Below are 14782 nucleotides of genomic sequence, written 5' to 3' on the forward strand. Positions count from 1 at the left end.
CCGGGAGCGGGGCGTTGCAGCACGTCCGGCGCGGCGCGAAGGGGCGGACGGAACATCGAATGTCGGCCCGTGAGCGGCCGCCACGGCGGGGCCTCGTCCCCGGCTCCACCCGTACGGGCACCCAGAGCTCCCGCCCCGGAGCATCCACGTCCCGCCTGGCCGCGCCGGGCAGCAGCGCGGCGTGCGTAGCCGGCGCGTTCCCCTCAAGCCGGGGGGCGACGCGCTGCCGGGTTCCGTCGTCCGGGGGACAGACAACGGCCGGTCGGGCGTGTGCGCTGGCGGTCCGCCGGGCACCGGCGGAGGATGGCCCCGTGGGGCCCGTTCGGCCTCGGACTCCATGCCCTCCCGGCTGGCAGGTCTCCCGTCCGCCACCCCGTAGCAGCGCGGGTGAAGGACACGACGTGGTCGCCCCGACGGCATGGTCGCCGCCCGGTCGACGTGGCGCGGGAAGTCGGCCTGACGAGAAGGCCGGCGACCGGCCGGAGGCCCTGTCCACCCCCTGCACGCGACCCCCTCGCCGGCCTCGGGCCGCCCGCTTGAACCGCGCGGTTCGGGGCACGCGCGCGTCTGAGTGTCCTCTGTTCGGAGCAAAGGAGAAGTCCGATGTTGATGGCGCATCCCGCGGTGCTGAAAGATCTCGTCGAGCGGTACGAGACGCTGCGGATCCTGCACGCCGAGGGCGCCTCCGCCGAGGTGCGCCGACGCATGGAGGACGTCACGTACACCCTGTGCGTGTCCACCGGCACCCGCGACATCGACGCCGCCCTGGCCGCCGCCCACGGTCGGCTGTCCGCTCTCCCGGGTGGGGACTTCGCGCTTGCCGGCTGACCAGCACCACGCACGGGAACCGATGCACACCATGCCCTTGACCACTCTCGCCAGCCTGGAGGACCTCTGCCGGCTGGTCGCCGACCGCCACGACCTGTACGTGCGCTGGTCCCGGGGTCCGGAACCGGATCTCGCGAGCCTCTTCAGTACGGACGATCTGACGGGCGTCCGGCTGCCGGGACTCTCGGCCAGCGCGCTGGGCGTCGAGGAGTGGTGGGGGCGACGACCGGCGCACGTGTGGATCGCCCGACGCCTGTACGACTACTGCCACCTGCCGCGGGTGAAGGCTCCGGATACCCGGCCCTGGGTCCTGCGTGGCAGGGAAGTGGGCCGAGGCCCGGACAACGAGCCGCTCGTCGCGGACGTACAGCCGCTCGCCTGGATCGGCGACGGCGCGATCGCCGAAGCCGTCGACATCATCGAGCACCAGCCCGGGCGCTGGGGCCCGCTGGACCGCGACAGCACCGGCCACCGCCGTACGAGGTGAGGCGCGCGTCGCCCGGCGACGGTGAGCAGCGCCGCGGGGCGGCGACGTGCCCGGCGCCGCTCTCCGGCCGGGCTGCGTTCGCTCGCGTGGCCGGGGCGGGGGCCGCGTCGCCAGGATGGGGAGGGAGGACCTTCCGGCACTCATGGGCGAAAAGGCGTGCGTGGATGGGCGATGTCGGGGCAGGCGGTTCGTCGTCGGCTGCTGATCCGGCCGACCGCCGGCGGCGGGTTTCCACTGGGAGGGAAGACATGGCACTCACGAGCATGGTGACGGCGAAGACTCGGACGGCCGAGCTGCCGGAGGTCGCCGACCCGTCCGGGGTGGCGCCGAGGGACGCCCGCGAACTGTCGAAGCTCTTCTTCCGGGAACTGGCGGTGCTGGAGGAAGGGACAGCCGAGTACCAGTACGCGCGGAACACGCTGATCGAGATGAACATGTCCCTGGTCCGCTTCGCGGCCGGCCGCTTCCGCAGCCGGGGGCCGGAGGAGATGGAGGACATCGTCCAGGTCGGCATGATCGGACTGATCAAGGCGATCGACCGCTTCGAGCTGACCCGGGAGGTGGAGTTCACCTCCTTCGCCGTCCCTTACATCGTCGGCGAGATCAAGCGGTTCTTCCGGGACACCTCCTGGGCTGTGCACGTCCCCCGGCGGCTGCAGGAGGCCCGTGTCCAGCTCGCCCGTGCCACCGAGGAACTGCGCAGCCGACTCGGCCGCACCCCGACGGTCAAGGAACTGTCGGAACTGATGAGCCTGCCCGAGGAGGAGGTCCGCGAGGCACGCGTCGCCGCCAACGGCTACAACTCGTCCTCCCTGGATGCCACGATCAGCGGCAGCGAGGACGGCGAGGCCGCGCTGCAGGACTTCATCGGCACGCCGGACACGGCGCTGGAGCTGGTGGAGGACTTCCACGCGCTGGCCCCGCTGATCGCCGAACTCGGCGAGCGCGACAGGCAGATCATCCACATGCGGTTCGTCGAGGAGCTCACCCAGAGCCAGATCGGTGAGCGCCTGGGCCTGTCCCAGATGCACGTCTCCCGCCTGCTGTCGCGTACCCTCGCCCGGCTCCGCGACGGCATGCTCACCACCCGCTGACACCCGCAACCCGCCTTCTCGGCCGGCCGCCGCTCATGGGTGAGTGAATCTCCGGCGACGACGGCAGACGCCGGTTCGGGCAGAGCCGCTGCTAAGCCCTGATCGGTGCGGCCGCCCTCGCCGCCTGCTCGATCTTCGCGCGGTGGGCCGCACGGGCCTCCTCGTCGATCGGCTGCGCGTGTCCGGCGCGCAGCCCGGTCCGGCCGTCGAGGCCCTCCCGCAGGATGTCTGCGTGCCCGGCATGCCGGATGGACTCGCCGAGGACATGGACCATGACGGCGAACAGGTTCGTGTCGCGATAAGGCTCCTGCCACCACGGCACGTGGCCCGGGGCGTCCAGGGGGAGTTCGTCGATCGTCGCGTCCGAGTGCTCCCACGTGCGCCGGTAGAAGCCGACGATCCGATCGCGCGTCTCGTCCTCGGCCGCCCACAGATCGCTGCCGTCGTGATCCTGCCACCGGGGCAGCGGTTCCGGGAAAGGACGGTCGAAGACCTCGCCGAAGTAGCGCGCCTCGACGGCGGCCAGGTGTTTGACCAGGCCGAGGAGGTTGGTCCCGGTCGCCGTCAACGGCCGGCGGGCGTCGTATTCGGACAAGCCGTCGAGTTTCCAGAGCAGCGCCTCGCGGTCCCGCCGCAGTCTGCCGTGCAGGTGGTCTTTCGCGAACTCGTCGATCATGCGGCACGAGCCTGCCACGGGCTGCTCGCGGTCTCAAGATCCCCTACCGGGTTCGCAACGGCCGGCAGGGCCGGGCCCCGGCGCGTCCAGCCGGCGGCAGGGAAAAGGGAACGCTCCGGCGTCGGACCACGTGCGTCCGGATCGATCCCCGCCCACGGAGCCGGGCGATACCGTGAGGGGACACGTCCGTAGAGTCCAGGAGTCCCGGATGAGCGAGCAGCCGGCCACCGCGCCCGACCGCCAGCCCCTCGACGAGCACGCCGCCGCCTCCGCCCGTGCGTACGCGGCCGAGCAGCGTGCGAGGGTGGACGTCCTCGCCTCGGTACTGGAGGACATCGCGGCGAACGGTTACCCGGCCCCCGAGACCGGTGTTCCGTGGGAGGACGCCCGAGACGCACACCTGGAGCGTCTCGCCGGTGAGCCCCCCCGTATCGCCTGACCACGGCGCACGCCGGGCTCCTCTCCATGGCCGGGCCCGCGCTGGACCGGCCGGCGAAGCTCACGGCCTCCGGGACGCACCGCCCCGACCGCGCGACCGTCGCGGTCAGCGTCGAATCCCGGAGCCGGCACGCCCGTGCCCGACACCTTCCTGCCCGCCTGCGCCGACGACATCGACGCGCCACGGGTCATCCCCTGCGTCACCGCGCCCACCCCGTCACGATCGTGGCGTACGTCGAAGAGCGCCTGACGACCCGTCCGGCCGATCACGTCCGGCAAGTCGTCAGGCGGCGGTGGCGAGCCCGATGCCGATGGCGATGAACAGCCAGCCGGTGGTGAGCTCCCAGCGACGACGGACCTTCGGCCGGGCGAGCAGGGACCGCAGTCGTGCGGCGACCAGGACGAGGGCGAACCAGTAGACGACGCCGATGAGAACGTCCAGGATCCCCAGGAAGAGGATCGGCTGCCACAGCGGACCGTCGCCGTCGACGAACTGCGGCAGGACGCTCAGGAAGAAGAGGGCGGCCTTCGGGTTGAGGACGTTCGTGACCAGGCCTGCGGCGAAGCCGGACCGCTCCTGCCCCGCGGCGTGAGCGTCCGCCCTCCCGGCGTCTTGTGATCCCCCCGCCGCGCGGGTGTCCTCGCGCCGCCGCCTCTCGCCGGCCCGCCTGGCGGCGAGGACCGCCCGCACCCCCAGGTAGACCAGGTAGGCAGCGCCCAGGAGCTTGAGGCCGTTGTAGAGCAGGGGGGACCGGGCGGCCACGACGGCGAGTCCGAAGGCAGCGGCCAGCATGTGCACGCACAGGCCGGCTTGCGCACCCCATGCGGCGGCTCGGCCTTTCGAGGGGTCCTCGGCCGCCGCTCGCACGACCACGAGGAAGTCCGGGCCGGGGACGACGTACGCCACGAGCACCACGCCCAGGAATCCGACGACGTCGACCGACATGGGCTCTCCTGTTCGTCCGTCCTCACGCTGGCGTCCGCGCGCCCTGGATCGCCTACCCCGTCGCCGCGCGACGACGCCGTGCGCAGTCCTCGGGCAGCTGAACGGGGACCCTCGCACGCACGTTCCGTCAACGGGGTGAATCGGTCGACATCTCAGCCGACAGCCCGCTTTTCCCACTGTCGGCGATGACGGAGACTTCCGACACGCGAACGACGCGGTGAAATGGGGGGAATCGTATGGACCTTGCCCAGGCGAAGCAGGCGCTCGGTGTGCTCAGGGCGGCCGAGCCGTCGTTCGAGCCGCCCGACGAGGCGCGTGCCAAGACGCTCCTCGACCAGCCCGATGCCGTCAACCAGGGGTACTACGGCACCTGCGGCCTGACCGCGATCGTCCGCAGCTACCTGCAGCACGACCGGGCGCGCTTCGTCGAACTGCTGCGAGCGGTGTACTCCGGGACGCCGTTCAACGGCATCGCCACCGGCCGGGACGTGCTGCTGGGCCGGCGTACGGTCCAGCGGGACAACAAGGCGGCCCAGGTGAGTCAGACGACCCCGGTCCCTTACGTCCCGCTCTTCGATCTGGACTTCGTGCTGGCGCGGAGCCTCGGCAAGCTCCTGAAGATCCGCTCGCCCGAGATGTACGAGGCGCAGGCCCTGGTGTCCGAGGAGATCGCCCGGCTGTTCAACGCGAAGGAGGCCTTCCTCGACGTGTTCACCCTGGACGCCGAACACGTGGCCGCGCTCGACGCGGCGGCGGTGGACCCCGGCCTCTCCTTCGACCTGAACCTGAAGGGGTGGCGGCTCGCTCAGGTCGCGGGCTTCACCGTGGACCCGGGCAGCCTGCGGATCCACCCGCAGACGCCGGGACGTCACTGGGTGCTCGTCTTCCAGGCCGGCGGCCGGGAACGGGTTCTGCGCATCCTGCGCGCCGCGACGGGAGTCCTTCGGGTCGCCGTCGACGTCCGCAACAGCGAGTCGGCCTTCCGCGACCAGGGAGACCTCGCCCTGGACTCCGACGGCCTGCGGACGGTGCTGCAGAACGTCGCCGGCGCCTCCCGTGTCACCGTCACCCGCATCAGGCCCGACAGCCCGCAGAGCGCCGTCGACGCGGTGAACGCGGAACTGGCGGGCGGCAAGCCGTACGTGTACGGGTTCGTCCGCAGCTTCGACGACTGGGCATCGGCACAGCGCGACGCCCACCAGCGCACCTTCGGCAAGGCGGCGACACCTCCCGCGCCGATCTGGGGCCGGGGGGAGCCCGAGGGCGAGCACATCATCGCGCTGAACGGTCCGATCCGGAGGGAAGGCGGCTCGTTCGTCGTCCCCGTGTGGACCTGGGGTGCCGCGTTCGAGATCCGGGTCGCCGAGGCGCACCTGGCGGGCTACCTCCCGGTGGTGGTGCACGGCCGGATCAGCGCCTGAGTCCTGGCGCCGGCGGGCGGGAGCGCCGTCGAGCACGCACAGGGGCGGGGACCCGAGGGTTCCCGCCCCTCGGCGATCCGGAGGCCCGTGCCGGAGGCGAGGCGTTCCGAGGCGACCTCCTCCCTCGGCGGACGCAAGGGGGCCGCGTCGCGGGCGGGTTCGACGGGAGGGGCCGGGCCGGGCAGTCGAACGCCTTCGACTCGGCACGCATCTTGACCGTCATCCGACAAGGCTTGAAGAGTGGGAGCGCTCCCATAGTCGTTCACAGGAGAACTCCATGCGCGGAAGACGCCCTCTGCTGGCCGGGCTCGCCCTGGCCCTCGGCCTGTTGACCGGTGCCCTGCCACCCACCGCCCACGCGGAGACGGCACCGGCCCCGTCCCCGTCCCCGGCCGCCGCCGACACGTACACCTGGAAGAACGCCCGGATCGACGGCGGCGGCTTCGTCCCCGGCATCGTCTTCAACCGGTCCGAGAAGAACCTCGCCTACGCACGCACCGACATCGGCGGCGCCTACCGCTGGGAACAGGCCACGAAGTCCTGGACCCCGCTCCTCGACGCCGTCGACTGGGACCATTGGGGCCACACCGGAGTGATCGGCCTGGCCTCCGACTCCGTCGACCCCGACCGGGTCTACGCCGCCGTGGGGACGTACACCAACGACTGGGACCCGGGCAACGGAGCCGTCCTGCGCTCCACCGACAGGGGCGCGACCTGGCGGAAGGCCGACCTTCCGTTCAAACTCGGCGGCAACATGCCGGGCCGGGGCATGGGCGAGCGGCTCGCGATCGACCCGCACCGCAACAGCGTGCTGTACCTCGGCGCGCCCAGCGGCAAGGGCCTGTGGCGCTCCACCGACTCCGGCGCCACCTGGGCGCAGGTCACCTCCTTCCCCAATCCGGGGAACTTCCGGCAGGACCCGACGGACACCAGCGGCTACGACTCCGACAACCAGGGAATCGTCTGGGTCACCTTCGACGAGTCCACGGGCTCGGCCGGCGCGGCGACCCGGAACATCTACGTCGGCGTCGCCGACACCGAGAACGCCGTCTACCGCTCCACCGACGGGGGCGCCACCTGGACCCGTCTCCCCGGCCAGCCCACCGGGCACCTCGCCCACAAGGGCGTCCTCGACGCGGCGAACGGTCATCTCTACCTCGCCTACAGCGACCGGGCCGGACCCTACGACGGCGGCAAGGGCACCGTCTGGCGGTACGCCACGGCCACCGGCACCTGGACGAACATCAGCCCCGTCGCCGAGGCCGACACCCACCACGGCTTCAGCGGGCTCACCGTCGACCGGCAGAACCCCGGCACCGTCATGGTCGCCGCGTACAGCTCCTGGTGGCCCGACACCCAGTTCTTCCGCTCCACCGACAGCGGCGCGCACTGGACCAGGGCCTGGGACTACAGCTCGTACCCGACCCGCGCCAACCGCTACACGATGGACGTCTCCTCCGTCCCCTGGCTGAGCTGGGGCGCGAACCCCGCGCCGCCCGAACAGACGCCGAAGCTCGGGTGGATGACCGAGGCACTGGAGATCGACCCGTTCGACTCGAACCGGATGATGTACGGGACGGGCGCCACCGTCTACGGCACCGAGGACCTCACCAAGTGGGACACCGGTGCCGCCTTCACCATCAGGCCGATGGTGAAGGGCCTGGAGGAGACCGCCGTCAACGACCTCGCCTCCCCGCCCACCGGTGCCCCGCTGCTCAGCGCCCTCGGAGACATCGGCGGGTTCCGTCACACCGATCTGACCGCCGTGCCCCCGATGATGTACACCGGGCCGAACTTCACCTCGACCACCAGCCTGGACTTCGCCGAGACCGCGCCCGCGCGGGTCGTCCGGGCCGGGCACGCGGAGAGCGCCCCGCACATCGCCTTCTCCTCCGACAACGGCGCCACGTGGTCACCGGGCACCGACCCCGCGGGCGTCACGGGCGGCGGCACGGTCGCGGCGTCGGCCGACGGCAGCCGCTACGTCTGGAGCCCCGAAGGCACGGCCGGAGTCCAGACCGGCACGGGCGGCTCCGGCCCCTGGACCGCCGCCACCGGCATCCCCGCGGGCGCGGTCGTCGAGTCGGACCGGGTGGACCCCCGGCGCTTCTACGGTTTCAAGGCCGGGACCTTCTACGAGAGCACGGACGGCGGCGTGTCCTTCACCACGCGGGCCACCAACCTCCCGGTCAAGGGCGACGTCCGCTTCAAAGCGGTCCCGGGCACCGCCGCCGACCTCTGGCTCGCGGGCGGCTCCACGGACTCCGCCTACGGCCTGTGGCACTCCACGGACGGCGGTGCGCACTGGAGCCGGATCGGCGGCGTCGAGCAGGCCGACACCATCGGCTTCGGCAAGGCCGCGCCCGGAGCCGCTTACCAGACGCTCTACACCAGCGCGAAGATCGGCGGCGTCCGCGGCATCTTCCGCTCCACCGACGCCGGCGCGAGCTGGGTGCGGATCAACGACGACGCGCACCAGTGGGGCTGGACGGGCGCGGCGATCACCGGAGACCCGCGCGTGTACGGGCGGGTGTACGTGGCCACGAACGGGCGGGGCGTCATCTACGGCGACACGACAGGGGTGACGGACCCCACCGACCCGACGGACCCCACCGACCCGCCTGCGCCTTCGGGTGCCTGCTCCACCACGTACAAGATCACCAACCAGTGGTCCGGCGGCTTCCAGGCGGACGTGACCCTCACCAACACCGGCACGACCGCCTGGACCGGCTGGTCCCTCGGCTGGACCTTCCCCAACGGACAGAGCGTCACCCAGATGTGGAACGCCACTCCCGGCCGGGCCGGGACGGCGGTCACCGCGTCGAGCCTCGGCTGGAACGGGGGAGTGCGGCCCGGCGGCTCGGTCTCCTTCGGCTTCACCGGATCCTGGTCGGGGACGAACGGCGCCCCGACCGCCTTCACCCTGGGAGGTGCGTCGTGTTCCGTCTCCTGACAAGCGCGATGCTCGCCGCGACGGTGGCCGTCCTGCCCCTCCTGGCCGACGGACCGGTCCTGCGCGACCTCGCGGACACCCGCGGCATCACGTACGGCACGGCCGTGACCGCCTCCAAGCTGACCGGCGCGTACGGTGAGTTGGCCGGTGAGCAGTTCGGCGCCCTCACCCCCGGCAACGAGATGAAATGGGAGTCCGTCGAGCCCACCCGGGGCTCCTACTCCTGGTCCGGCGCGGACCGGGTCGTCGACTTCGCCGAGGCGCACGGGCAGAAGGTGCGCGGCCACACCCTGGTCTGGCACAGCCAGCTGCCGTCCTGGCTGACGGGCGGAGGGTTCCCCGCCGCCGAGCTGCGGACCCTGATGACCGACCACATCGCCGCCGAAGCGGGCCGCTACAAGGGTCGCGTCGACTACTGGGACGTGGTCAACGAGCCTCTCGACGAGGACGGTTCACTGCGCCGGTCGCTCTGGTACGAGCAGCTCGGCGAGTCGTACATCGCCGACGCCTTCCGCGCGGCCCGGGCCGCCGACCCGGACGCGAAGCTCTACGTCAACGACTACAACACCGACGGACTGGGCGCCAAGAGCGACGGGCTCTACGCGCTGGTCAAGCGGCTGATCGCCCAGGGCGTCCCGATCGACGGCGTCGGCTTCCAGGCCCATCTGATCATCGGCCAGGTGCCCGCCACCCTGGAGGCGAACCTGAAGCGCTTCGCCGACCTCGGCCTGGACGTCGCGGTCACGGAGCTCGACATCCGGATGGCGCTTCCCGTCACCGACGCCGGACTCGCCCAGCAGAAGGCCGAATTCGCGAGAGTCACCACGGCCTGCCTGGCCGTGGCGCGGTGCGTGGGCGTGACCGTCTGGGGCTTCGCCGACTCCGACTCCTGGATCCCGGACACCTTCCCCGGCCAGGGCGCGGCGACCCCGTACGACGAGAACTACGTGCCGAAGCCTGCGTACACCGGCATCGCGGAGGCGCTCGGCTGGACCGGAGGGGGCGATCCGCCCCCGGCCGGCTCGTCCTGCTCGGTGACGCACACGGTGCAGAACGAGTGGGGCAGCGGGTTCACCGCCGCACTCACCGTCCGCAACACCGGTACGGCGCCGCTCGACGGGTGGAAAGTGACCTGGGAGTACGGGGCGGGCCAGCGGGTCACCCAGGCATGGAACGCCACGGTCACCCAGTCCGCCGCCCGGGTCACGGCCGTGAACGCCGCGTACAACGCCGCCGTCCCGACCGGAGGTTCGGTGACCTTCGGACTCAACGGAAGCCGGTCGGGGACGAACCCGCCCCCGACCGGACTCCTCTGTACTACGGGGTCGTGATCAGCGGCCGCGGCGCCGTCCGCATTCCGCTCCCGATGTGGAAGCCCGGGTGCGGAGGCTGGTTGTAGGCGGTGTTCTGCCAGGCGAGCCCGGTGCGGTACATGGTGTCGTGCAGCAGGGTCGTGATCCGTGTCCCGGTCTCGAACGGCGTCGAGTAGATCCGCAGCGCGGTGTTGTCGCTCGTGCGCCACACCACCTCCTCACGCCAGTCGCCGAGGATGTCGCCCGACAGGGCGGGCGTGGCCTTCGTACCGTTGTTGGAGGCCACGCCCGCGCCGGTGAGGAGCCGGGTGTCGCCGCCCGTCCCGTACTTGTCGACGCGGGTGCCGTCGAGGAGTTCGCGGGTGGTGTCGCCGTCCCACCAGCTCAGGAAGTTCGCGGACGAGGGCTCGCGTCCCTTGGCGGCCCCGGCCTCGTCCCGTATCGAGGTGTCGGAGGAGGACCACACCTCCGCGCCGTCGTTCCCGGAGTGGATGTCCCCGGCGACCCCCCGCCCGTTGTCGCAGCAGGCGCCGAGCTGCCAGCGCACGGTGCCGTTCGCGGGGTCGACGTAGAGCGCGGCGGGCTGCGAGGTGGACTCGGACACCTTGAAGTACTCGAGGCCCGCCCTGCCCGGGTCGAGGTCGCCGAGGTGCTGGGCGTCACCGTGCCCGGTCCGGGTGGTCCACAGACCGCTGCCGTTGTCGTCGACGGCCATCGACCCGTAGACGATCTCGTCCCTGCCGTCGGCGTCCACATCGCCGACGGACAGACTGTGCGAGCCCTGACCGTCGTATCCCCTGCCGGCGTTCGTGGAACTCGACGAGTCGAAGGTCCAGCGGCGGGTGAACTGCCCGCCGCGCCAGTCCCATGCGGCGATCACGGACCGCGTGTAATACCCCCGCGCCATGATCAGCGAGGGCCGCGCTCCGTCCAGGTACGCGGTGCCGGCGAGGAAGCGGTCGACTCGATTTCCGTAGCCGTCGCCCCACGAGGAGACGGTGCCGCGCGCCGGGACGTAGCCGGTGGTGCCCAGCGCGGCCCCGGTCCGCCCGTCGAACATGGTCAGGTACTCGGGCCCCGCCAGCACGTACCCGCTGCTGTTGCGGTGGTCCGCCGAGGCGCTGCCGACCACCGTGCCGCGCCCGTCGACGGTGCCGTCGGCGGTCTTCATCGCGACCTCGGCCCGGCCGTCGCCGTCGTAGTCGTACACCTGGAACTGGGTGTAGTGCGCCCCCGAGCGGATGTTGCGGCCGAGGTCGATCCGCCACAGCCGCGTCCCGTCGAGCCTGATGCCGTCGACGATCGTGTTGCCGGTGTATCCGGCCTGCGAGTTGTCCTTGGCGTTGGTCGGCTGCCACTTCAGGACGAAGTCCAGGGCGCCGTCCCCGTCGAGGTCGCCGACGGACGCGTCGTTCGCCTCGTAGGTGTACGCCACCCCGTCGGGCGTCGTCCCGCCGGCCGGGGCGCTGATCGGCACGTCCTTGTATCCGGCGCGGAACTGGACGGCGTGCACCGAGTCGGCCTGCTCGACCCCGCCGACCACGGCGCGGACGGTGTAGTCGGCGTGGCTGGGCGCACCGGCGTGGAAGTAGTTGGTGGACGCGGTCACGGGCGAGGCGTTCACCTTCGTACCGGCCCGGTACACGTTGAAGGCGACGCCGTCCGGATCGGTACCCAGCCAGCGCCAGCTCACCAGGTTGCCGGTCCCGGTGTGGACGCTGACGACGCCCCGGTCGAGTCGCTCCGCCTGCCGGGCGACGGCTGCGGACGCGCTCCCGGCGGTGGCGGTGAGCCCGGCGACGGCGACGACCCCGGCGCACAGGGCGGCGAGCAGGGCGCGAGGCCGGTACGGGTGGGGGTGCGGGTGCGGGTGCTGCACGATTCCTCCTGGGGGAAGAGAGCGTTGCGTACCTCACAGTGGTCGCCGGTCCGGGTTTGGTTGCCCGGCATGAGCGTGGCCTCGGTTCATCGCGCGGAGGCTCCGCCTCCGCGCTGGTGATCGGCGCGGTGGGGCGGCCACTGCGGCCGGCCTCCGGCCGGGAGCGCCTGGCCTCGCCGAGGGGGACGACCGCGCCTCCCGGCCGTGGCCCGCTGTGCGTGGGTCACGCCGCCCCGCGGAATGTGTGTAGAGTGGCGTTACCGACGCGGGGTGGAGCAGCTCGGTAGCTCGCTGGGCTCATAACCCAGAGGTCGCAGGTTCAAATCCTGTCCCCGCTACGAAAAGGAAGGGGCCCGGCACAAGCCGGGCCCCTTTCGCGTTCCCGTGGCCGCGTCCGGCCGTGTGCGCCGTGAGCGGGGGGCGCCGGACGTCGAGGGCAGAGGGTTTGCTCCCGATTCCGAGCGGTCACGGATGCAGCGATGAGTCTCGGCGGCCCGGAGAGTCTCACCACCGTTGCCGACAACACAGGAGGAACACGTGGCTCAGCTGCTGAGAGTCCAGAACTTCAACGTCTCGAGCGACGGGATCGGCGCCGGTGAGGACCAGAGCCTCGAGAGTCCGTTCGGCCGCGCCATCGACCCGTCGCAGCTGTTCGCCTGGGCCGGTGCCACGGCGAGCTGGCCCATGCGCACCGATCCCGGAGGCAGCCGGGGCCTGGACGACTACTTCACGCGCGACTACACGCGCAACATCGGCGCCGAGATCATGGGCCGCAACAAGTTCGGTCCTCAGCGCGGGCCCTGGAGTGACCACGAGTGGCTCGGCTGGTGGGGTGACGAGCCTCCGTTCCACACCCCGGTGTTCGTCCTGACGCACCACAAGCGTCCGTCGTTCACGCTCTCCGACACCACGTTCCACTTCGTCGACGGCTCTCCGGCCGCGGTCCTGGAGCAGGCGCGGGAGGCGGCGCAGGGCAAGGACGTCCGGCTCGGAGGCGGGGTGAGGACCATCCGGGAGTTCCTGGACGCCGACCTCGTCGACACCCTGCACGTGGCGGTCTCGCCCGTGAAACTGGGGTCCGGGCTACGGCTCTGGGAGTCACCCGATGAGCTGCTCGACCGGTTCCACCTGGAGGTCGTGCCCAGCCCGAGTGGCGTGACGCACCACCTGTTCTGGCGCAAGTGACCGGACCCCGGGCCGGCGCCGGAAGGCGGCGTGCCTGCCTGCCTCATGGCTCTGTATCCCGCAGGGCGTGCGGACTGACGTGCCCGGCCGGCGGCTTTCGCCACCTGCTCCGGACGCGTTGTCGGGGGACACCGTTTCGGGGGAGCCGCCCTTGGTTCCGCATCGCGCTCGGCCGCGGCGGCGACGGTGCCGTGGGGGGCGAGGACGAGGACATCGTCGCGGGTCCTCGTCACCGGCGTCGTGCTCGCTGCGTTCGCGCACGCCAGGGCCGCTGTGGCTGCGCAGGGAAAGGTCATGGGGAATCGGAGGGCGGGGAGACGGGATGCCGCTGTTCGCCGGATTCACCACGGGGCGCGGGCGGCTCGTCCGGCGCCGGCAGCGTGACGCCGTGAGCTGTGAACGGGGCGGTGTAGGAGGCGTACTGGTCGGCCGTCAGACGGTCGCGCTTCCAGACGGCCTGTGCCGTCAGGGTCGTATGCGCGAGGGCGGCCCGAAGCCCGCCGGGACGCCCGGCTCTGAGCTCCTCGCAACGGTGGCCGAAAGCCTCACGAACCAGTTTCCTCAGGGCGCTGAACTCGGAGGCGGACAGCCCGGGGACGTCGGAGGGGCCGTACGCTCCGGAGGCCACCGCCACGGCGGTGGCCTGCCGGATCGCGTCCAGCGTTCGCTCGGGCAGCCGGGCTGCGGCGGCGACGAAGGCCGTCACGTCGGGCGGAACCATGGACATGCGCCCACCGTAGCCGGTGGGTGTGCTGTCGTGGGCGCAGCCCCCGTGCCGGCGTACGCCACGACAACGGGAAGCGGGCGGACTTCGTGGGGCCCGCCCGCCAGGGGAGCGCGGTGACCCGTGAGCCTGGAGGACGTGCGTCAGCCTTCGATGCGGACGCGCGTCGGCCGTCGATGCCGGCGGCGTGCGGGACGTGCCCCCGCGCAGGTGTGCCCCGCCCTCGAACGGGCCCCGGTGTCATCGGCTGCCGGCGCTGGGAGTGGCCAGCGGGTCCCGCGGCGCCTTCGGCTTCTCGGCCTCCAGCCGTTCGCCGACCTCGGTGAGCCGGTTGCGGCCCATGGCCTTGCGGACATCGGGGAACCACTCCTTCTCCTCTTCCTCGACGTGGTGGCGGACGTTCTCCATCAGGACGCTCATCTTCGCCTTGAACCGCTCGTCGGCCGCGTCCATGCCTTTGAGCTCGGACAGCATCCACACGACCGCGTGGTGCTCCTCGATGCTCTCCAGGATGTGGTCCGTGGTCTCCGGCGCGGCTTCCCGGGCGGCGGGGTAGAAGACCTGTTCCTCGATCCAGGCGTGGACGGTCAGCTCCTCGATGACCTGATCGGCGATCCTGCGCCGTTCGCCGGTGTCCTCGTCTCCGGTCTTCTCGAATTGCTTGAAGAGCTTCTCGACGGTCTTGTGGTCGTCACGCAGAAGCACGATCGCGTCCATAAACTTCCTCCGAACATGCGGCTCACGGGAGAGACGTCTGTGCGGACATCGCCTACCCGCGGAAAGCGATTCCTTGCCGTGGAGGCGCACCGATGCCGCCCGAGTGGACCAATCCCCTCGC

The 14782-nt window shown here is 71.7% G+C and carries 13 protein-coding genes and 1 tRNA gene; 9 read left to right on the forward strand and 5 right to left on the reverse strand.

Features of this window, described 5'->3' with window-relative positions; translation table 11 throughout:
• The first annotated feature begins 603 nt into the window (after positions 1 to 603).
• From AB0K65_RS16840 to AB0K65_RS16850, 3 genes are all read left to right on the forward strand, one after another.
• Positions 604 to 828 carry a DUF5133 domain-containing protein gene (locus tag AB0K65_RS16840; RefSeq protein ID WP_365717072.1) on the forward strand — a complete coding sequence of 75 codons (225 nt, stop codon included), beginning with the start codon at positions 604 to 606 and terminating at the stop codon, positions 826 to 828.
• A 31-nt stretch (positions 829 to 859) separates the two neighbouring features.
• A complete protein-coding gene (locus AB0K65_RS16845) occupies positions 860 to 1315 on the forward strand; it encodes a DUF6098 family protein (protein WP_365717074.1) in 456 nt (151 codons plus the stop codon).
• Positions 1316 to 1563: 248 nt separating this feature from the next.
• The gene (locus tag AB0K65_RS16850; RefSeq protein ID WP_365717076.1) at positions 1564 to 2409 is read left to right on the forward strand and encodes an RNA polymerase sigma factor SigF; all 846 of its coding nucleotides are present in this window, start codon (positions 1564 to 1566) and stop codon (positions 2407 to 2409) included.
• Positions 2410 to 2500: 91 nt separating this feature from the next.
• Here the strand turns inward: AB0K65_RS16850 and AB0K65_RS16855 are convergent, their stop codons facing one another.
• Complete coding sequence (locus AB0K65_RS16855) at positions 2501 to 3085, reverse strand: DinB family protein (protein WP_365717078.1); 585 nt, start codon at positions 3083 to 3085, stop codon at positions 2501 to 2503.
• A gap of 208 nt (positions 3086 to 3293) precedes the next feature.
• On the opposite strand from AB0K65_RS16855, the gene AB0K65_RS16860 reads away from it, so the two are divergent.
• On the forward strand, positions 3294 to 3524 hold the full coding sequence (locus tag AB0K65_RS16860) for a hypothetical protein (protein WP_365717080.1): 231 nt from the start codon (positions 3294 to 3296) through the stop codon (positions 3522 to 3524).
• A 282-nt stretch (positions 3525 to 3806) separates the two neighbouring features.
• Here AB0K65_RS16860 and AB0K65_RS16865 read toward each other — a convergent pair whose 3' ends face one another.
• A complete protein-coding gene (locus AB0K65_RS16865) occupies positions 3807 to 4469 on the reverse strand; it encodes a LysE family translocator (protein ID WP_365717082.1) in 663 nt (220 codons plus the stop codon).
• A gap of 236 nt (positions 4470 to 4705) precedes the next feature.
• On the opposite strand from AB0K65_RS16865, the gene AB0K65_RS16870 reads away from it, so the two are divergent.
• The 3 genes from AB0K65_RS16870 to AB0K65_RS16880 all read left to right on the forward strand — a co-directional run bounded on the left by AB0K65_RS16870 (position 4706) and on the right by AB0K65_RS16880 (position 10174).
• Positions 4706 to 5890: a hypothetical protein gene (locus AB0K65_RS16870; protein ID WP_365717084.1), complete on the forward strand. Its 1185-nt coding sequence runs from the start codon at positions 4706 to 4708 to the stop codon at positions 5888 to 5890.
• Positions 5891 to 6167: 277 nt separating this feature from the next.
• A complete protein-coding gene (locus AB0K65_RS16875) occupies positions 6168 to 8843 on the forward strand; it encodes a cellulose binding domain-containing protein (RefSeq protein ID WP_365717086.1) in 2676 nt (891 codons plus the stop codon).
• Positions 8844 to 8851: 8 nt separating this feature from the next.
• Complete coding sequence (locus AB0K65_RS16880) at positions 8852 to 10174, forward strand: endo-1,4-beta-xylanase (RefSeq protein ID WP_365717166.1); 1323 nt, start codon at positions 8852 to 8854, stop codon at positions 10172 to 10174.
• Here the strand turns inward: AB0K65_RS16880 and AB0K65_RS16885 are convergent.
• Positions 10161 to 12035 carry a rhamnogalacturonan lyase gene (locus AB0K65_RS16885; protein WP_365717088.1) on the reverse strand — a complete coding sequence of 625 codons (1875 nt, stop codon included), beginning with the start codon at positions 12033 to 12035 and terminating at the stop codon, positions 10161 to 10163. The genes AB0K65_RS16880 and AB0K65_RS16885 overlap by 14 nt on opposite strands.
• Positions 12036 to 12299: 264 nt before the next feature.
• Here AB0K65_RS16885 and AB0K65_RS16890 point away from each other — a divergent pair.
• Positions 12300 to 12373 (forward strand) — tRNA-Met (locus tag AB0K65_RS16890).
• A gap of 199 nt (positions 12374 to 12572) precedes the next feature.
• Complete coding sequence (locus AB0K65_RS16895) at positions 12573 to 13220, forward strand: dihydrofolate reductase family protein (protein WP_365717090.1); 648 nt, start codon at positions 12573 to 12575, stop codon at positions 13218 to 13220.
• Between the two features lie 292 nt (positions 13221 to 13512).
• Here the strand turns inward: AB0K65_RS16895 and AB0K65_RS16900 are convergent, their stop codons facing one another.
• A complete protein-coding gene (locus tag AB0K65_RS16900) occupies positions 13513 to 13947 on the reverse strand; it encodes a hypothetical protein (protein ID WP_365717092.1) in 435 nt (144 codons plus the stop codon).
• A gap of 237 nt (positions 13948 to 14184) precedes the next feature.
• Positions 14185 to 14661, reverse strand: a complete 477-nt coding sequence (locus AB0K65_RS16905; protein ID WP_365717094.1) for a hemerythrin domain-containing protein — start codon at positions 14659 to 14661, stop codon at positions 14185 to 14187.
• Positions 14662 to 14782 lie beyond the last annotated feature (121 nt).

Source organism: Streptomyces sp. NPDC053755 (genome assembly GCF_040677675.1).
Taxonomy (GTDB): Bacteria; Actinomycetota; Actinomycetes; order Streptomycetales; family Streptomycetaceae; genus Streptomyces.